The sequence below is a fragment of the Corynebacterium sp. LK26 genome, from assembly GCF_014335085.1.
Classification (GTDB): Bacteria; Actinomycetota; Actinomycetes; order Mycobacteriales; family Mycobacteriaceae; genus Corynebacterium; species Corynebacterium jeikeium_D.
Genome location: NZ_PDHB01000011.1, coordinates 20,747 through 39,510, shown reverse-complemented (window position 1 = coordinate 39,510; position 18,764 = coordinate 20,747). Strand labels below are relative to the sequence as shown.

The following is an 18,764-nucleotide window of genomic DNA, read 5'->3' as shown; positions in this document are numbered from 1 at the left end:
TGAGAGATATCGCACAATAAAATATCGCAAGCCTGAACACTCACATTTACACACAATTTCGCTAGGAGTATCCCCCATGACGCACAGCAAATACGTCCTCGCCATTGACCAGGGAACTACTTCCACCCGCTGCATCATCTTCAACCATGACGCAGAAATCGTCACTGTTGCACAGATGGAACACAAGCAGATTTTCCCGGAAGAGGGCTGGGTCGAGCACGACGCTCAGGAGATTTGGACCAACACTCGTCGAGTAGTCAGCGAAGCTCTCGCCGATGTCGACATTGCTTCCCAGGATATTGATGCCATCGGTATCACCAACCAGCGTGAAACCACTGTCGTCTGGGACAAGAACACTGGTGAACCGGTCTACAATGCCATCGTCTGGCAGGACACCCGCACGAATGAGATCTGCAAGGAACTCATGGGGGATGAAGGCGCTGACCGCTGGCGTGAGACCACGGGCCTACGTATCAACTCCTACCCAGCTGGCCCGAAGGTGCGCTGGATTCTCGACAACGTCGAGGGAGCTCGCGAAAAGGCTGAGGCTGGCGATCTACTCTTCGGCACCATCGATACTTGGCTGCTGTGGAATCTCACCGGTGGTGCAGAGGGCGACAACGGCGAAGACGCAGTTCACGCAACCGACGTCACCAACGCCTCCCGTACTCTCCTGATGGACCTCAAGACCCTCGAGTGGGATGAGGACATTTGCCGTGAAATTGGCATTCCGATGTCGATGCTGCCTGACATCCGACCGTCGGTAGGCGACTTCGGCCGTATCCGCGCCCGCGGTTCTCTTGCGGAGCGACCGATTACTGGCATCCTCGGCGACCAGCAGGCCGCCATGTTCGGCCAGGGCTGCTTCGGCGAGGGCGACACCAAGAACACCTACGGCACTGGGCTGTTCATGCTAATGAATACTGGTGAGAAGCCGAAGTGGTCTGACCACGGACTCATCTCCACCGTCTGCTACCAGGTCGAGGGAGAGAAGCCGGTCTACGCGCTCGAGGGCTCCGTCTCCATGGGCGGCGCACTTGTTCAGTGGCTGCGTGACGAGCTGCAGATGATTCCGAATGCGGCATCCATTGAGAACAAGGCAAAGAGCGTCAAGGATAACGGCGGCGTGTACATCGTGCCGGCCTTCTCCGGTCTTTTTGCTCCTCGTTGGCAGCCGGACGCTCGTGGCGTCATCGTCGGTTTGACCCGTTTCGTCAACCGAAACCACATTGCCCGTGCTGTGCTGGAGGCTGCTGCGTACCAGACCCGCGAGGTCCTCGACGCCATGGTCGCAGAATCCGACACGGACATCACAACGCTGAGCGTTGATGGTGGCATGACCATGAACGAGTTCCTCATGCAGTTCCAGTCCGACATCCTGAATGTCGCTGTCACACGCCCGAACAACATTGAAACCACGGCCCTTGGTGCGGCATACGCTGCGGGCCTTGGCATTGGCTTCTGGTCGAACCTGGATGAGGTCAAGGCTCACATCACGATTGACAAGAAGTGGCGTCCGAAGATGGAGGCCGAAGAGCGCGATCGCCTGTTCCACCAGTGGAACCGTGCCGTTGAGCGCACCTATGGTTGGGTCGAGGATACGGATGCTGAGGAGGCACCGAAGCCTGAATAAGTCCTCGTAAGAGCCGAAAAATAGCCCGGAAAACCTATTCGGTTTTCCGGGCTATTTTTATTATAAATTCAGGGCTTGTTTGTTATAATAAAATTATTATAACTATCATCCACTCCTCGATTGAAAACAGAAAAGAGCAATCATGCGTCGCGCATCAATTTTCACTGCGAGTGTGACCACCGCCCTGACTTTGGCCCTGGCCACCCCGGCAGCATCAGCAGCCCCAACGGACTTCATCAAGAACCCGCTGGAACCAACTCCCGACCCGCAGTCCACTGCAATGGTCGAGCTGCCCACCACCCCGGCACCAACCACTACGGTTGACGGACGCCACGTTACGGTCACCGACGGCTACATGACCTCACAGGATGGCAAGGGCACCCAGATTTACTGGAAGTCCAACACCATCCCGAATGCCAAAGCCACTGTCGTCGTCGTGCATGGCGCTGCAGAACACCTGGGTCGCTACGAGTGGGTAACCGGCAAGCTGCTGAACGCCGGCTACAACGTTTACCGCATTGACCACCGTGGGCACGGCCACTCGGGCCAGGTCGAAGGAACCCCAGTTGCCCGTGGCCATATTGATGATTTCCACTCGCTTGTCGATGACCTGCACATGCTCGTCGAAAAGGCCAAGGCGGAGAACCCGAGCACGAAGACCTTCCTGCTCGGCCACTCCATGGGCGGCCTTGCCGTGGACTTCCACGGCATCAAGTACCCGGGCAGTGTCGATGGCATTGTCGCCAACGGTGGTGGCGCTCTTTTCAACCCCTACGGTGGCACGGACGAGGGCGAAACCATCACCCCAGAGGCCATGACCGATGTCCAGCGCGAGGCGCAGCCGACGATTTACCAGCGCCTGCCATTCCAGGACATGACCACATTCAACACTCGCATGCTCAAGGAAGTGCCGAACCGCACCGAGATGCGCGTGCCATCACTACCCGGCAGCGACTTGATTCAGCTTGGCAACCCGCTGGGTTCGAAGACCTCTTCTTCGCAGGCAGTGCGTGATGAGTACGAAACTGATCCGTACAACAACTCCAAGCTCTCGCTCGGCATGGCTCAGCAGATGGCTTTTGCCGCCACCTACAACGGCACCAACTCCGTCGACTTTGTTGAGCCGACCCTGGTCATGATGGGCGGCCAGGATGAGATTGTGCCGCCGTTCTTCTCGCGCGACTGGTACAACGGCATCTCGTCCACCGACAAGCAGCTGATCGAGTTCGAAGGCCAGTTCCACGAGACCTTCAACGAGCCGGCACAGCACGAGGCCATTGCGACGGCTATTGCCTGGCTTGATGCGCGTATCTAATTGAACGCTAAATAGGAACCGAACCGCTTCCTAGCAGTTACGAGTTCTCCATAGAGCTAACCCGGTGGAATGAGGGGCGATTGCCTTCTGGCAATTGCCCCTCATTTTCTTTGCCCTGCCCTCTCCGCGCCGTATAAAGCATGCAGTACTTGGCAATACAAACTACTGTGCGTATAGTTGGTATTACAAGGTACTAGGTATGAAAAGTATTCTGCCTGGGCAGATTCCTCCATACCGCCGGAAAGAAAGCACAACGCTATGCCCAAACGTCCACAGACACAACTGAAGAAAGGGGTACTTGAGCTCGCCATTCTCAAGCTGATTTCTCGCGAAGAGCTCTATGGCGCGGCACTCGTCGCAAAGCTCAACGCCTACCCCCACCTCAGCGCGCCCGCAGGAACCGTCTACCCCCTACTCTCGCGGCTTACCACCAACGGCTTGATTAGCAATCGCTGGGAGGAATCCCCCAAAGGGCCGCCGCGCAAGTACTACTCACTGACAGCCAAAGGAAAGCAAACACTCACGCAACTGCATCAGGACTTCATCGACCTATCCGCCGACATGACCGCACTATTTTCCGAGGAGCCCCAATGAACACCTACCTCACTGCCATTGACCACAAACTGCGCGAAATCGGCATATCGCACGCACAACGCAAGGCGATCATCGCCGAGCAGGAGAGTCTTCTGCAAGAGCTTAACGACGTCCACGCGGACCTGGCCGAAGAGCTGGGAACGGCGACCGAATACGCCGAGCAAGTCGCCGAACAAGTTGGTGAACCGAGCGCTTTGCGACGCTACCTCAGCAACCCACTTCGAGCATTTTCCAAGCGCGGTCGCGCTTCCCTGTGGAATATGAACGACCCGCGGATCCTCCAACCTCACTTGCTGGGTTTCGGCTGGTCCGTTAATTGGGCTGCGGTGGCCACCAAGCTGGGCATTGTCCGACCGGACGATATTGACGGTGAGGTTATCTCTGAAATTCCGGCTCGCGCGCTGCAGGCGACCGCTTTTCTCCCCGCGGCTGTGACGGTTGCGCACGGAGTCGCACTGGCCAGGTGCTGGAAGCAGTTGCCTTCAGAAGTCCATACAAAATGGAAGCTAAACGGCGAGGCAGTTCAAAAGACAGCACCGAAGGAAACTCTGCTTCTTCCCTTCGTGGTTTCTACGGTCGGAGCTGGATTCTCAGCTGCTTCGCTGCTCAAGGCAGATGACCGCGAAGATACTCTGCGCGTCGCGTCCCTAGGTACTCTCACTTGCGCCATTGCTCCAGCTCAGCTGATCGGCGTCTTCACGGAAGAAAAGACCAAGCTCAATCCGGCCTTAGTCCACGCTGGTGTTGCTCTGACGTCGGTCGTGGCTTCGGCCGCATGCCTTGTCTTTCCCCTCTTCGCGGGGCTGAAGGCCACGTGGAAGAAAGCTGGAGCAGCTTAAATCACGGTGCAGGAGACATCAGCAGGTGAAAGACTCATCAGAAAGATTGTTGTAATCCGAATGCTGTAAACAACCTCTACCACCTCGAGTGAGGCTATCCCCCTGATTCAGTTGTGTTTTCGGTTGTGTTTATACACTCAACCTTCCTGGTGTTTTTACCTTCTCAATCCCCCAAGTAATTTTTTAGCGCAGCTAAACAAGTCACGCCTGAAAAAGCCACTTCACGACACAGGCGTCACCTCATGCCAGCTGTGGAGGTGGCATGAGGTGACATAGGTGTCGTGAAGTCGCGGATGAACTGGGGCGGGGCCGCACCTGCTTAACCGGCTCGCTTAACCGGCTCGCTTAACCGGCTCGAGAACTTCCTTGCCCATCATGAACGGGCGCAGCGCCTCCGGAATCACCACAGAACCATCGGCCTGCTGGTGGTTTTCCAGAATGGCGACCAGCCAACGCGTCGTGGCCAGCGTGCCATTTAGGGTGGCGCAGTACTGAGACTTGCCATCGGCATCGCGGTAGCGGGTCTTCAAACGACGAGCCTGGAAAGTCGTGCAGTTCGAAGTCGAGGTCAGCTCGCGGTAGGTGTTCTGCGTCGGCACCCATGCCTCGGTATCGAACTTGCGGGCAGCCGATGCACCCAGGTCACCACCAGCAACATCGATGATGCGGTATGGAACATCGACCGCGGCCAGCATCTCGCGCTCCATGTTCAGCAGCTTCTGGTGCTCTGCCTCCGCCTGCTCCGGCGGACAGTAGGAGAACATCTCCAGCTTGTCGAACTGGTGTACGCGCAGGATACCGCGGGTGTCCTTGCCGTAAGAGCCCGCTTCACGACGGAAACAGGAAGACCAACCAGCGTAGCGACGCGGCCCCTCCGACAGGTCAATAATCTCGTTGGAGTGGTAGCCGGCCAGCGCGACTTCCGAGGTACCGACCAGGTAGAGGTCATCTTCCTGCAGGTAGTAGATCTCATCGGAGTGCGCACCGAGGAAGCCAGTACCCGACATGGTCTCCGGACGAACCAGCACCGGCGGCACCATCAGCTGGAAGCCATTCTGAGTTGCCTTCTGAGCAGCCAGGTTCATCATGGCCAACTGCAGCATGGCACCGTAACCGGTCAGGAAGTAGAAGCGGGAACCGGAGACCTTGACGCCACGCTCCATATCAATAAGACCCAGCGACTCACCGAGGTCCAGGTGATCTTTGGGCTCAAAGTCGAACTGTGGAATCTCACCGATTTCCTCCAGCACGACAAAGTCATCTTCGCCGCCGGCGGGCGCACCCGTAACGATGTTGCCAATCAGGTACTGCAGGCGCTCGACCTCAGCCTCGGCTTCCTTCTGCTCCGCTTCGGCTGCCTTCACGGCGTCGGAAAGCTCCTTGGCCTTCTCCAGCATGGCCGGGCGCTCTTCCTTCGACGCCTGACCAATCTTCTTGCCGAAGCCCTTCTGCTCTGAACGCAGCGCGTCGGTGGAGGCAATAACCTCACGGCGCTTAGCGTCAGCTTCCAGCAGCTGATCGACCAATGCCGGGTCCTCACCACGGGTGCGCTGGGACTCGCGGGCTACTTCAGGGTTTTCGCGGAGAAATTTGAGATCAATCACGTCCCCTAGAGTACCTGGTTTACGTCGGCAAGCAGGCACAAGGCTTGCTAGAGTGCCGCTTCCGCTCCTGAGGCGACCAGCAGCGCGCCGAGGACGAGGAAGATCACGCCGGCGACAGTGTCAATCCACGGCCCTGCCAGCACCATTCGCTTGACGACGGCATCCGTCGACACCACGATTGCGATAAATAGGAAGAAAGCGATTTGGGAGACGATTAGCACCAACGTACAAAGCACAAGCGTCCCCACGGATGCGCCTGCGGGAATGAACTGTGAAAGCACTGCCGCGAGGAAGAGAACAATCTTCGGGTTCGACATGTTGGTGAAAAAACCCTGGCGGAACGTCGCCTTCGGTGACCGGAGCGCCTCACTTCCCAAGGCTGGTGCGGCACCGGCGCGCAGTTCGCGGAGAGTATTGATGCCTGCCTTGGCCATACTGATACCCATGTAAATGAGATAACAGCCACCGACAAGCTGGATTACGCCCATCAGCAAAGGATTGGCGGTGATGACAGCTGCGAACCCAAAAACTGTGAGGGTCATCCAGATAGTGGCGCCAGTACTGATACCCGCAACCGCTGCGATCGCGTGCTTTCGGGATTTGGTGGCAAGGCGCAGGATTAAGAAGACGTCAGGCCCTGGTGAGGCCATACCAATAATGTGGACGCCCAGCAGGCTGAGTAGTGCAGTCCAGGTCAAGACTCGTGTCCTCGGGTAGCGAACGAATACCGGACTATTGTAGTGCTTAAAGCTCTTGAGCAAATTTGGACCGCAAACTCGGGCAGAGCGTCGATGACTGAGCTCCCTGCAACGGCATCAACGCTCATGGCAGCGTTGTCGCTTTTAGCGTTACCTTGTCCACAGGCTCATTGGCGGTGCACAATGGGGTCACTATGGCTGATGACAATATGAACCAGGATCGCGAGCACGCTGCCGCCACAGACACTGACTCCGGTGCAGGTACTGGCGCAGATGCCAGCGCTGGTGCATCCTCCGCAGCCGGCAACGATGCCAACGCTTCGAATAACTCCCGTGGAAGCTGGGGAATGCGCGCTTTGTCGACGGCAATGCTGGTTGGCGCCGCGGGAATGGCATTCGCGCTGCAAGCGGGAGTCATCGAGCCACCGAGTGGGCCACTTGGGGGCAAGGGTTCGTCGGCAAGCGCGTCATCGTCGACAACGACAACCATCGTCGACAAGGAGACGACGGCGTTCACCAGCGCAACCGCGGGCAACTGTCTGGACTGGAATCTGGCAGAAGATCTGAATGTTTCTGACTTCCGCGTCGTGCCCTGTGAGCAGCCGCACGCTTATGAGGTCGCCAAGAAACTGAATCTCGCCGACTACGAGGAACATCCGGGGCAATACGCAAAAACTGCCAACTACCCGACAGCGGACAATTTGGTGGCTCTGCAAAATGGCGTGTGTCGTGACACTGTGACTGAATACCTGGGCGGCCAGTACGATCCGGATGGTCGCTTTATCACTGCGCCAATCATTCCTTCGCCTAGCCAGTGGGAAAAGGGTGACCGAACCTTCCTGTGCGGTATCCAGGTCGTCGATGAAGACGGCAACACGACGCACATGTCCGGGCCTGCGGCCGGGCAGGATCAGTCCCGCGTGTTCGAGGGCGGCCGCTGCGTGACATTGGATGAAAACGGCGCCATCCGCCAGGTGCCTTGCGTGGAAGATCACCTGATGGAGTCGACGGGAATTGTCAATCTCCGCGACCATTTCGGTGACAACATCCCCACTGACCAGGAGCAGAATGATGTGCTCGCGGAACAGTGTGTGACTCTCGCGCAGAATTACCTCGGCGGTGACGACCCGCTGTATAACTCAACGCTGTTGCCATTTTGGACCTCCTTGTCGCAGGAGTCGCTCAATGCTGGCTCGCGCAGTGTGAACTGCTGGTTGATTAAGGACAATGGCCAGGGCGGGTTCTCCACTCTCAACGGACACGCTAACGAGTCCTTCACTATCGACGGCCAGCCGCCCGTGGCTCCGCCGCCGCGCAATCCGCTGCGGGAGGAGCAGGGTGACGCTGGCACAGGTGACGCCGGTGCGGTCGGTGCCGACGGTACTGGTGCTGAAGCAGGCGCTGTGGATAACGCAATCGCTCCCGCAGGACAGTAGAACAACAGGACATTGCGAGGCAGCACCATAAATGGTTGACGTTAGCCCGGAGCGGTTCGATGCGCTTGTCGATGAGGCCATCGACCGCATCCCGACGCAGTTTCTCGATCAGCTCGATCAGGTCATCATCCAGGTCCACCCGTATAACCTCGACGAGCCCACACTGCTGGGACTCTACGAGGGCATTCCTCTGACCGAGCGTTCTAACAACCACTGGGGTCCGCCTGACCAAATCAGCTTGTATCGCGACATGCTCTGCCGCATCAGCCACACCGAAGAGGAGCTGGTGGAGCAGATTCGGGTCACTCTCCTGCATGAAATCGGGCATTATTTCGGCCTCGAGGAGGAGGATCTGGACCGACTCGGCTACGGATAAGTGTGTCCCGCCCTGCGAGGTCTCGTTCCTCTCGGCTTCTTCACGGCAGCTTTCTTCCTTGTAACCTTAATAATCATGAGCGACAACTCGAGCGAGAAGCCAGAAATCAGGGTCGGCGATAGGGAGCGCAACGCTGCCATGGAGCGTCTCGGCAATCATTTCGCTGACGGCTACTTGGATGTCGATGAATTCTCCAAGCGCGCCGAAGCTGCCGCAGTCGCTAAAACCCGCTCCCAACTACAAACACTCTTCGCAGACCTGCCCGCTGAGACATCCCCCGAGAGTTCACAGGGCACCCCGGCTAAACCGCAGCACCAAAGTGTCGATCAAGAGCTGCAGACTCTGATGAAAAAGGGCCGCCAGCTCAACATTGTTGACTCTGCTGCAGGCATCATCGTATGTGTCTCTATCGTTCTGATGTTTGCAACCAATATCGACAACGCATGGCTCGGCTTCATCGTCGCTGCGGCCGTTGCCCTCATCGGGCGCGCCGCACTGAACATCAATGATGACGAAGAAAAACTCCTCAACGAAATCAACGAAGCGGAATCCAAGCGTCGCACGGAACGCCTACGCCTGGCAGCTCAGAAGCGCCGCGAGATTCAGGAAGGCCAGCAATAACGGCCAGCAGTAACGGTCGCCGCCCAGCTGCCTGTCTAAGGCAACTCGCTGTCGCCCCAGCGGCGCACATCCCACGTGCCCGGTTCAATGCCAGCAGGCTTGCCGACGTCCACAGCGCTCGGAACCAGCTCGATTCGCTCAGTATTGGCAATGCGGTGCCGCAGTGCGTATTCCGGATTCACCCCGGTCAGATACTGCCCAATCAGACGAATAGCCGCGCCGTGGCTGACAATGACGACATCCTTGTTGCCGCCCTCCTTCGACTCCTTGGATTCACCACCTGTCGCTCCTGTCTGCTCCAGCAGCTGCTGTATCGTCGGCAGGTAGCGATTCAGCACGTCAGCACCGGATTCACCGCCGGGAAGGCGGTACTCCAGCTCCCCATTGAGCCACTGGTAGAAGGCGCGCATGTACTCCATGTGCGCATCGCGATCATTGCGCCCCTCCAGGTCACCGGCCTGAACCTCGTGGAGGCCACCCTCATGGCGGATGCGAACAGAAGTCTCTCCCAGGTGGTGCAGACTTGCGACCGCGCCTGCGCCAGTCTGGCGGGCACGCAGGGCATGGGATGTGACGATGTCACCGATTCTGTGCACGTCGGGAAGCAAAAGACGTCCCAGACTGCGCGCCTGCCTCACACCGAGGTCGGTGAGCGGTGCGCCCGGCAATGCGGTATCCAGACGGCGGTTGATGTTGCCGGTGGTCTGCCCGTGGCGGATGAAAATGATGCGCTGGGAATCAACCGGCATGACAGATTCAGGGCGGTCTGGGCGGTCACCGAGGAAAGGCAGCTGTCCAACTGGATTTTCGGGCGCGGCGGGTGTCATGTTTTACCTTCGTCCTTCCTTAAGCGCGTCGACCCACTCAATTGACTGGGAAATATCCGGTGGCGGGGTCATAATGCTGCGCCGACCGCCCTCAGCGACTGGCCAAGACCCCAGATAGCGCAAATCTTCGGCGTATTCGTGCAGTGCCGCGAGAGCCGCGGCAACCTGTGCATCATCAACGTGGCCGTTGCAGTCGATGTAGAAGCGGTAGAGGCCGAAAAGCTCGCGTGTCGGCCGTGACTCGATGCGGGTGAGGTTGACCTGTCGCACTGCGAACTCATTCATGGCACGCATTAGTGTGCCGGGCTGGTTCGGCAGCGTGAAGGAGACCGAGGTGCGGTCGGCGCCGGTGCGCGGCGTCGGCACGCCGGGGCGCCCCACCAGCAGGAAACGGGTGCGGGCACCGCGCACGTCGGCGACCTCAGTAGCCAGCGCCTCCAACCCGAGCAGTTCACCCGCGCGGGCCGGGGCAGCGCAAGCGTCGCGGGTGCCCTCGGCGACCTGGTGGGCCGCCGCCGCATTGGAGCTGGCCTGGTGAACTTCCACGCCCGGAAGGTTGGCGTCCACCCACTGTTTGACCTGCGGATACGCTACGGGATGTGTCGTAAAAGTACGCACCTGTTCCACCGTCGTACCGGGACGGACCAGGATAGAGAACACCACCCCGACCTCGGTTTCGCGGAAAACCTGCAGCTCTGGCCCAGCGGCGAGGGCATCAAAAGTTGGTGTAACGGGACCGTCCACGCTGCTCTCGATAGCCACGCAGGCAAAGTCCGCTTCCCCTCGGCGCACGGCTCCAAGCGCAGCCGCGGGGCTATCCACCGGCACCGCATTGACCGCGGATTCCCCTGCCGGATCAATCTCGCCAGCACGCGCCATGTCCCACAGCGCCTGCTCGGTGAATGTGCCCGCAGGACCCAAATAAGTAACCGTCGTCATAAGCTCAGAGTAGAGGGCTTCTACACTTATTGCATGACCTCTTCTTCCGAGATGCCCGCCCGCGCCCTCACTGAAGCCGTGCGCAGTGGCGCAATCTCGGTATCGGAAATCGTTTCGGAATTCGCCACGCTTGCCGACGACGCCGCGACCAATCCCGCCCGTTTCGGTATTGCCACGTCCTTGGCCGAGCACGCTGTCGACCGCGCGCGCAGCCTCACTGCCGAATCCGAACCCGCCCGGCGCGCTAGCCACGGACTCCCGCGTGACCTCCTAGGTCTGCCAGTGGCAATCAAGGACCTATTCACCATCGCTGGTGTCGAATGCACGATGGGCTCGACCAACTTGGCTTTCACCGCCACCGAAACCTCGGAACCCGTGGCGAAACTGCTGGCTCGCGGCGCGGTCCTCACGGCGACAACGCACACCTCCGAGGTCGGGATGACGGCCTACACCGAGCCGATTGGCTACCCGGCCCCAGAAAACCCCTACTTCGCCACGCCCAATCAGCTGTCCAATCAGCCGGATACCACGCCACGCACTCCCGGCGGTTCCTCGGGCGGCAGCGCGGTGGCTGTCGCAACTGGTGTCGTTCCCGCAGCTCTGGGCTCTGACGGCGGCGGTTCTATCCGTGTGCCCGCCGCCTGCTGTGGCCTCGTTGGGTTGAAGCCAGCACACGATATTGCGGGTGGAAATCTCTCCACGCCCGCCTTCCTCACTCGCACAGTTGATGACGCAGCACTGCTGGCCGGGGTGCCACTTTCCGCAACCCCGCATGCTTTCCGACGGCCCCAGCGTCCCCTTCGCATCGGTGTCACTGTCAGCCCTTTTCATGCTGAGGTGGACGTCGATAAGCGCTGGGCAAACGGTGCGTGGGCGGCGGCTGACCGTCTTGCCGACGCCGGGTACGACGTGGTGGAAGTGCCCAGCCCCTACGATCCGGCAGGTCCGGACGTGTTCGAGATTTTTCGACGGACCATCACGCGAATGGCCACGAAATTGCCGCGCGCGGACTACTCCGAGATTGTGCAGTGGATTCGAGCCTGTGGCCAGGAGATTTCCACAGCAGAGGCGGCGGCGACACATCAGCAGCGGATGGCTCTGCCCGGCGCGATTCGGTCGCGTTGGGAAGTCGATGCGGTGATTACGCCAACGCTGGCGTTTGATCCTCCGCGTATTGGGCATTTCTCTGCGTTGGCGCCGTGGGAGGACTTTGACGAGCAAACCCGGTGGACACCGTGGTTGTCGCTGTGGAATCTGACTGGGTGGGCAAGCGTGTCCGTGCCCATTGCTGTGCCGGACACTAGCGGCAGCACGCCCAATGCGAAGCTCCCCGCCACCAGCGTCAACATCGGTGCGGTGCGCTGCGGCGAGGCAGAGCTACTGGAGATGGCTAGCGTGCTGGAGGCTGCTAACGCCAACTAGCGCACGTACTTCGCCGCCATTGCCGCCGCCTGTCCGGCGTATCCGCCACCAAATAGCACCGCGTGCATGAGCACGGCGTAGAGCTGATGGAGTTCGCAGCTCTCGGCGAAATCCGGCAGCGGATGTACGGATTCGTAGCCACGCAAGATCTCGTCGAAATGCGTTGCCCCGAATAGCGCCAGCAGTGCCAGATCTTCCTCGCGGGCTCCGCCGTGCGCCGCGGGGTCAATCAAGATCGCGCCGTCTGCATCCCACATAAGGTTTCCCCACCACAGGTCACCGTGGACACGCGCAGCATCTGGCTCGTTGTCGAAATCCCCAGCCAAGAGGCGCTCAATGAGCTGGTCAAAGATATCTAGCTGACGGTTATTGTAGGAGCTTTCCAACTTTCCCAGCGCTGGCAGCAGACGCCCTTTCGCCCAGTATTCACCGAAGCTCTCCCGTGGAGTCAGGTCCATCTGCAGGGGCTGATCCAGTGGACCGAAGTAACCGTGCCCCTCCCACCCATCGGGGCCGGCACCCCAGCCAACGGCGCCCAGATTGTGGGTAATGGCCAACGATTTTCCGAAATCGTACGCCGCCTGTGGAGTCGGCGCTTTCGACTCAATTCGACGCAATTTCAGCGCATGCCCGCTCACGCCCAGCACCTCCACTACGCGCGCACCGCCGTCAGATTCGCCCTCGCGCAGCCAACCCAGCCCCGCCGCCTCACAGGCGAAGAAATCCCTAGGGACACCATGCCGGCTCTTGACGTAAACATCCGAGTCGTTGACTGCACGTTCGTTGTTCTGGTTCATTGCGGACATATTTCCAGCATATTCTTCTTCGTTCCCAACCCCTTTCAGCACGTCGCATGCAGGGTAACGCCAGCGCTACCAAGACTTGTATTGCTGTCTCGGTTCTCTTAGTCCACTGTCGTTGCCTATTCTTTATTGGTATGGAAGGCAACTTCGACGACTCGCGCATTGCCCGCGACCGATACGGTAGGCCGCTTAAAGATCGCTATGGCCGCCCCATCTACCGCCGTGTGGACGAGGCGTCGCCGAAGCATGCCGGCCCCCGTGAGGCCGATTCGCGTGGCGCTTCACGACGCCCCATCCCGCCCCGTTCCGACCGCCCATCTAGGGCAGGGGCAGCCCGCCCAGCGCCTATGCCTCCGCGCAGGTCTAGGCCGCAACCGGAACGTCGGCAGGCGCCACTGAACGAAACGCGCATTGAGTCCCGTCCACCAATGAACCGGGCCGGTAGCGGACGCGCTGGCAGCGATCCGCGGTTTCCCCCACCCGGATATAATCCGGATGCGGATTTCCAATCTTCCTCGCGCGGCTCGTCACAGGACTACTACAGTGCCCCACAAGCAGCGAGTTCTGGCCGTGGTGGACGCCGTGGCAGTCGTGACGGCGCCGGCGTCAGGTCTGGGTTCCGCATGCCACGCTTGCGACTGCCACGCTTGCGCTTTAAATCCATCATCCTGCTTCTCGTCATCTTCCTTGTCGTCACGATGGCACTTGTCGACATCCGCCTGACCAGGGTCGATGCGTTCTCCGGTCTGGCAGATCGCCCTGCCAATACGATGTCCTCCAACTGGTTGCTTGTCGGTTCGGACTCTCGTACGGGCTTGTCAGAGGAAGATGCCGCCAAGCTGTCGACGGGCAGTGGTGATTTCGGCCAGCGCACCGACACCATCATGATTGCCCACATTCCGGTGCTCGGTAAGCCGAAGTTGGTCAGTATCCCGCGTGACTCCTTCGTGGATATCCCGGGCAATGACAAGAACAAGATCAATGCGGCATTCGCATTTGGTGGCCCCCAGTTGCTCATCGATACCGTAGAGAAAAACACTGGAATCCACATCGACCACTACGCCGAAATTGGCTTTGGCGGTTTCGCCGGTGTCGTCGATGCTGTCGGTGGTATCGAGATGTGCCCTGAAGAAGCCATCGACGACCCGCTGGCAGGCCTGAATATTCAGGCCGGTTGCCAGAAATTCGATGGCGCGAGTGCCCTGGGTTACGTGCGCACGCGTGCTACCGCCCAGGGAGACTTGGACCGCGTAGAGCGGCAGCGTGAATTCATGAGTGCGCTGATGGGACGGCTGAAGTCACCTGCGGTATGGCTCAACCCCTACCGCTGGATTCGCCTGGCCAATGCTGGCACTAAGGCCGTGCTCGTCGGCGATGGTGACCACGTCTGGCATCTGACCTGGCTGATGTTGCGCATGCTCTTCGGTTCCGATTCTCTTACCGTGCCCACCTCAGGCGCCATGGATACCGGTTATGCGGGCAATGTGCTGCTCTGGGACGAAATCGAAGCGCCAACACTTTTTGCGGAACTGAGATAGCCAAGAGAGTAGCTAAAACTGCTTCAGATAACTTAGAGACAACTAACGCGTGTGGCTCAGTTTTTCGCTGAGCCACACGCGTTAGTTCTTAAACCAGTTCCGCCAGGCTGTCTAGGTACCTAGTTCCGAATGGTCACCTGACGGGACACGATGGTCTCACGGGACTTACGCTCCTCGGCGGTCAGCGGCTCTTCGCTGGCCAGCGCCTCAGCGATACGCTTGTCGGCCTCTTCCACGGCAGCAATCCAGTGGTCGTGCGGCTTGGTGTTATCCAGGTCCCAGACCGGCACCAGCACGCCATCGGTACGGAAGACACCGGCGAACTTCGTGCCCTCTCCCAGCGAGAGGTTGTCCGCAGCGTGCACGCGTGCCAAGGCATCCAGCAGCGGCTTCTCATCTTCACGACGCACCCAGCGGATGTGAGCGCGCTCGCCCGGATCAATCCACCAGACAGCACCAGCGACCTTCGCGTCCAGGCGGTATGACGGGAGAATCGCGTCGTTAGCCACGGCCAGGTTCTGCTCGATCATCGGGGTGCGTTCAATGCCCTTGGGAATCCACCACTCGAAGTCCTGGTGGACCTCCATGTTGTCGAGATCCACGGCGGTCAGGACGTCGGTAAGCGGTGCAGCCTCGCCGTCAGTAGCGGCGGAGAGCTGCTGACCCGACTCTGCGTCGCGAGCCCACGCCAGCGCACGGGAGAGATCCGCAGCGCCGTCATTGGTGCGAGCCTGCGTCTGCAGCGCGACGAAAGCCTCATTGCCCTGGTCAGCGGCACGCGTCAGCGCGGCTACGCCACCCGGCAGCACGGTGCAGACCTTGATGTCACGCTCAGCGTCAGCGACCGTGACCGGAATGACCACAGCCGGTGCGAACTCGCGGACAGCCACGATGTCAGCCTCTTCGTCGAAGTCCTTGAACGGACGCGGATTGCCCAGCAACGCTGCACGCTCAGCAGCGCGGGCTGCCAGCTTCGCCTGACGGCGGCTCATGCCCTCCGGGGCCTGATTATTCTTCTTACGAGATTTCTTTCCCACAAGGCCACAGAATACCTATTCGCAGTCCGTAATTCGCGACTGCCTGGGCTACTTATAAAAATCGTCGACGAATTCGCTCGCCGTTCCTTCGAAAAGCTGCTTGTCGACGGCCATTGCGCCCGCCTCCCCTTGTTCATCGGTAGCTTCGCTGGGGATGAAGCCCTTGGACCAGAAACCGGGCTGGGTGCGCTCGCGACCTGCCCCAACGGGAATGTTGCGATGCACTTCCTCGGGAGCCAACACGTAGCGGAGTAGCCGCGCCGTAAGGGCAGTTGTCACACAAGCTAAAACAGTGATGATTCCGGCCTGGAAGTACGTCCTGGACACGTCGGCAGCGATAAACCAACCCGTTGCAAGGGGCCACAAAACGCAGGCCAGATACCAGATAAAGCGACCTGGCCCCATTACGGCAGTGACTCCTGTTTCAGCCAACGCGACCACGGGCCCCGTGATGTTGCGCACTGGCCACATGTGCATCGTGCGCACATCCGTTGCCGTGCGCGACAGCAGTGGGCGGGCATACGTTGCGCGGTCACGCAGCACCTGGAGGGTCTTGTAGACCGAAAAACCCAGCCCAATGAGGGAAACCATTCCGCAGAGACCGAAAGCCCATGCTCCCAGTTCGCCGAGGAGGGAAACCACCAGATCCTGACCTGGACTCAGAATGCTCATCCAGATGAATACGGTAAATGCGGCGAATACTCCAGCGCCGCTCATTGCCCATCGAAAGACGCTGTCCGCACGCTTGCGAACAATCTCATCGGCCTTCCAGCGCGGTGTCGCACCGGTGATGGCCGAATCCGAGACAGCCGGCTGCCAGCTCTGCTGCGGTGGCAGCACCACCTGAGGTGGGGACTGCTGTGGCTGCTGTTTTGGAGACTGCGGCGGCACAGCCCACCCCGCGTTTTCTGCCTGTTCATTAGACATTTTCCGCAGGGCTCCTCTCGTACGCGCGGCCGGCTTCTTCCGCAGTCTTTTCTCCCACGGTGTTTTTAAGTGCGCTCCCCCTAACCTACCTAAACTAGCCCGGCCCCTACCCCAGCCACTAGTCCGACCAGCTGCGAATCTTCCGCAGCATGATGCGGCTCTTACGCTGCGAACGTCCCATCTTCCGGGCCAGGTTGTTCAAAATCGCGATGGCCTCGGTAATGTGCGGCCCCTTGTTCAGCATCACGCACTCGGCACGCAGGGCGAAGGCCGCATCGGTAATCTCCGCGCGGGACGGCAGGCCGGCCTTGGCCATGTTCTCCAACACCTGAGTACCCAGAATGGTCGGCACACCGGCTGCCTGCGCCAGCGTCAGAATCTGGCCTGGGACCTCACCCATACGGTCGAAGCCCAGCTCCACAGCCAGGTCACCACGAGCAATCATCAGACCGGACTTGGCGCGCTTCATGCTGGCGATGATGATTCCCGGCAGATTCTGGAATGCCGGAATAGTCTCAATCTTCAGCACAACACCCAGATTCCGAGCCTTCGACGCCAGGTCCTCGCGGCCCGCAGCCTCATGTTCCGCCGCAATCTCATCGAGCACCTTGTAGACGTACTCAGCATCCCCCTGCGTGCGAATAAAGCTCACCGCAGCAATATCCGCATGCTCCACCACAAAGCGCAGGTGCTCAATGTCTTCGTCGGTAAGCGAATTGAGCGGCAGGTCGGTGTTCGGCAGATTGATGCCCTTATGCGCCGCTAGCGGCTGACCATTCGGCTTCGTACGCAGGACACGCAGCCGGGCATCGACGTGACTATCTTCGCTTGACGACGTCTCGGAGACCTCAACCACCTCAGCGCCGAGTGCACCGTCGTCGAAAAGCACCGGGTCGCCCGGCTTCAGAGCCGCCACGGCAGACGGCAGCGAGCAGGAGACTCGTGGAATTTCATCCTCGGTGCGTGGAATGGTGGTGATTTCCTCGCGGCTGGTGAGAATGAACTCATCCCCAGTGTGGAAACGCAGCTTTTGCACGGTCGGTGGCACGCCGCCAGCACGTGTGACCTCGTAGTTGCTGCGCAGGTGTGTGCCCTCGGCGATCCAGGCGTTCTTCTCACCCTCGGCGAGCACGGCCTCGACCTCGCCCTCGACGTCGGTGTCGATGCGCACAACGGTGAAGTGACGCTTCGCTGAGCGGGAGTCATGCAGCGTAATGACATCATCAAGCTGCAGCTGCTCCAACCACCCCTGATCTGCTTCCAGTGGCAGAGCAGGACGCCCCGGCAAATCGTTCGGAACTGGCTTGGGGTGCTCATCCAGACGTGGAGTCAGCCAAATCTTGGACTTGGAGATGACCGTGCCGGCGTCGTCACGCACAACGCGGGCGCGACCCACGCGCGGTCCCGGTTCGATATCGCCTGTGCGCAGCTTCGGGCCAGCCAGATCCATGGACACGAAGATGCGGCGACCGGCCTTCTCAGCTGCAGCATTGACGTTGTCAATCATGCGGCTCCACTGCTCAGGGCCGTCGTGGGCGCAGTTGATGCGAGCGAGATCCATGCCAGCGGCAGCGAAGCTCTCCACCAACTCTGCATCGTCGGCGGCCTCGGCGGGCAGGGTCACCATAATGTGCGAAGTGACATCCGCGCGCTCCTGACCGAACAGCTCGGTGGCGTTGTTATCCAGGGCAATATCCGCGCGCTCATCGTCGGCAATAATGCGGGCGACATCGATGTCTGAGGTGCGCCCCGCCAGCGCCAACAGCGCGTTGAGAGCGAGCTCAAGGCGCCCCCGGGTGAAAGTCTCCACCGTGGTCAGACTGGTCACGCCGAGGTCGTGCAAGCTGTTTTGCAGCTCACGGATGTCAATTGTGCGCAGGTGTGCGTAGTGCAGCAGGTTTTCCGCGTGCCGACGGCGCTCTTCCGGCACCTCTGCGAGCAGTGCAGAAGCCTCCACCGAGACGTCGTCCAACTCTGTGATCAGATCAGTGACCTTGCTGATGAGGTCATCCAGACGCGGTACGGCCGCGCCGCTTTCAGTGTTGTCAGTTGCTGTGTCTTGAGGGCTCTGCGCTGCCATAGAGAAGGCACTCCTGTGTTGAAGACGAAGCGTTGGCCAGAGTCGGCCACGCGGGCCAATAGAAGGTGGGCATTC

The 18,764-nt window shown here is 59.8% G+C and carries 17 protein-coding genes; 9 read left to right on the top strand and 8 right to left on the bottom strand.

What is annotated here, in order from left to right:
• Nucleotides 1-76: 76 nt before the first annotated feature.
• The 4 genes from glpK to CRD13_RS06810 all read left to right on the top strand — a co-directional run bounded on the left by glpK (nt 77) and on the right by CRD13_RS06810 (nt 4,381).
• Entirely contained in the window at nt 77-1,633 is a 1,557-nt protein-coding gene (gene glpK, locus CRD13_RS06825) for a glycerol kinase GlpK (RefSeq protein ID WP_048732791.1), read from the top strand.
• Between the two features lie 142 nt (nt 1,634-1,775).
• Nucleotides 1,776-2,948 carry an alpha/beta hydrolase gene (locus tag CRD13_RS06820; RefSeq protein ID WP_048732793.1) on the top strand — a complete coding sequence of 391 codons (1,173 nt, stop codon included), beginning with the start codon at nt 1,776-1,778 and terminating at the stop codon, nt 2,946-2,948.
• A gap of 258 nt (nt 2,949-3,206) precedes the next feature.
• Nucleotides 3,207-3,542, top strand: a complete 336-nt coding sequence (locus CRD13_RS06815; RefSeq protein WP_049190945.1) for a PadR family transcriptional regulator — start codon at nt 3,207-3,209, stop codon at nt 3,540-3,542.
• Nucleotides 3,539-4,381 carry a hypothetical protein gene (locus CRD13_RS06810; RefSeq protein WP_187401457.1) on the top strand — a complete coding sequence of 281 codons (843 nt, stop codon included), beginning with the start codon at nt 3,539-3,541 and terminating at the stop codon, nt 4,379-4,381. The genes CRD13_RS06815 and CRD13_RS06810 overlap by 4 nt, the downstream gene beginning before the upstream one ends.
• A gap of 332 nt (nt 4,382-4,713) precedes the next feature.
• Here CRD13_RS06810 and serS read toward each other — a convergent pair whose 3' ends face one another.
• On the bottom strand, nt 4,714-5,985 hold the full coding sequence (gene serS, locus CRD13_RS06805; protein WP_048731242.1) for a serine--tRNA ligase: 1,272 nt from the start codon (nt 5,983-5,985) through the stop codon (nt 4,714-4,716).
• Between the two features lie 47 nt (nt 5,986-6,032).
• Nucleotides 6,033-6,683 (bottom strand): LysE family translocator, encoded by a 651-nt coding sequence (locus tag CRD13_RS06800; RefSeq protein WP_016421665.1) that lies wholly within the window; start codon nt 6,681-6,683, stop codon nt 6,033-6,035.
• 194 nt (nt 6,684-6,877) lie between these two features.
• On the opposite strand from CRD13_RS06800, the gene CRD13_RS06795 reads away from it, so the two are divergent.
• From CRD13_RS06795 to CRD13_RS06785, 3 genes are all read left to right on the top strand, one after another.
• Complete coding sequence (locus CRD13_RS06795; RefSeq protein WP_222866681.1) at nt 6,878-8,119, top strand: septum formation family protein; 1,242 nt, start codon at nt 6,878-6,880, stop codon at nt 8,117-8,119.
• A gap of 31 nt (nt 8,120-8,150) precedes the next feature.
• Nucleotides 8,151-8,495, top strand: a complete 345-nt coding sequence (locus CRD13_RS06790) for a metallopeptidase family protein (protein ID WP_016421667.1) — start codon at nt 8,151-8,153, stop codon at nt 8,493-8,495.
• A gap of 75 nt (nt 8,496-8,570) precedes the next feature.
• Nucleotides 8,571-9,116, top strand: a complete 546-nt coding sequence (locus CRD13_RS06785; protein ID WP_069359729.1) for a DUF1707 domain-containing protein — start codon at nt 8,571-8,573, stop codon at nt 9,114-9,116.
• 35 nt (nt 9,117-9,151) lie between these two features.
• On the opposite strand, the gene CRD13_RS06780 is transcribed toward CRD13_RS06785, so the two are convergent.
• Nucleotides 9,152-9,943 (bottom strand): histidine phosphatase family protein, encoded by a 792-nt coding sequence (locus tag CRD13_RS06780; protein WP_187401456.1) that lies wholly within the window; start codon nt 9,941-9,943, stop codon nt 9,152-9,154.
• 3 nt (nt 9,944-9,946) lie between these two features.
• Nucleotides 9,947-10,882: a prephenate dehydratase gene (gene pheA, locus CRD13_RS06775; protein ID WP_049190938.1), complete on the bottom strand. Its 936-nt coding sequence runs from the start codon at nt 10,880-10,882 to the stop codon at nt 9,947-9,949.
• Between the two features lie 33 nt (nt 10,883-10,915).
• On the opposite strand from pheA, the gene CRD13_RS06770 reads away from it, so the two are divergent.
• Nucleotides 10,916-12,304: an amidase gene (locus tag CRD13_RS06770; RefSeq protein ID WP_049190935.1), complete on the top strand. Its 1,389-nt coding sequence runs from the start codon at nt 10,916-10,918 to the stop codon at nt 12,302-12,304.
• Here CRD13_RS06770 and CRD13_RS06765 read toward each other — a convergent pair.
• Complete coding sequence (locus tag CRD13_RS06765; protein WP_049190932.1) at nt 12,301-13,110, bottom strand: fructosamine kinase family protein; 810 nt, start codon at nt 13,108-13,110, stop codon at nt 12,301-12,303. The genes CRD13_RS06770 and CRD13_RS06765 overlap by 4 nt on opposite strands.
• 131 nt (nt 13,111-13,241) lie before the next feature.
• Between CRD13_RS06765 and CRD13_RS06760 the strand changes: the two genes are divergently transcribed.
• On the top strand, nt 13,242-14,645 hold the full coding sequence (locus tag CRD13_RS06760) for an LCP family protein (RefSeq protein ID WP_255467816.1): 1,404 nt from the start codon (nt 13,242-13,244) through the stop codon (nt 14,643-14,645).
• 119 nt (nt 14,646-14,764) lie between these two features.
• Here the strand turns inward: CRD13_RS06760 and CRD13_RS06755 are convergent, their stop codons facing one another.
• The 3 genes from CRD13_RS06755 to CRD13_RS06745 all read right to left on the bottom strand — a co-directional run bounded on the left by CRD13_RS06755 (nt 14,765) and on the right by CRD13_RS06745 (nt 18,689).
• Nucleotides 14,765-15,682, bottom strand: coding sequence for a DUF5926 family protein (locus CRD13_RS06755; protein WP_016421674.1), 918 nt, complete (start codon nt 15,680-15,682; stop codon nt 14,765-14,767).
• 48 nt (nt 15,683-15,730) lie between these two features.
• Nucleotides 15,731-16,609 carry a hypothetical protein gene (locus tag CRD13_RS06750; RefSeq protein WP_187401454.1) on the bottom strand — a complete coding sequence of 293 codons (879 nt, stop codon included), beginning with the start codon at nt 16,607-16,609 and terminating at the stop codon, nt 15,731-15,733.
• A gap of 118 nt (nt 16,610-16,727) precedes the next feature.
• Nucleotides 16,728-18,689 (bottom strand): pyruvate kinase, encoded by a 1,962-nt coding sequence (locus tag CRD13_RS06745; protein ID WP_187401453.1) that lies wholly within the window; start codon nt 18,687-18,689, stop codon nt 16,728-16,730.
• Nucleotides 18,690-18,764: the final 75 nt, after the last annotated feature.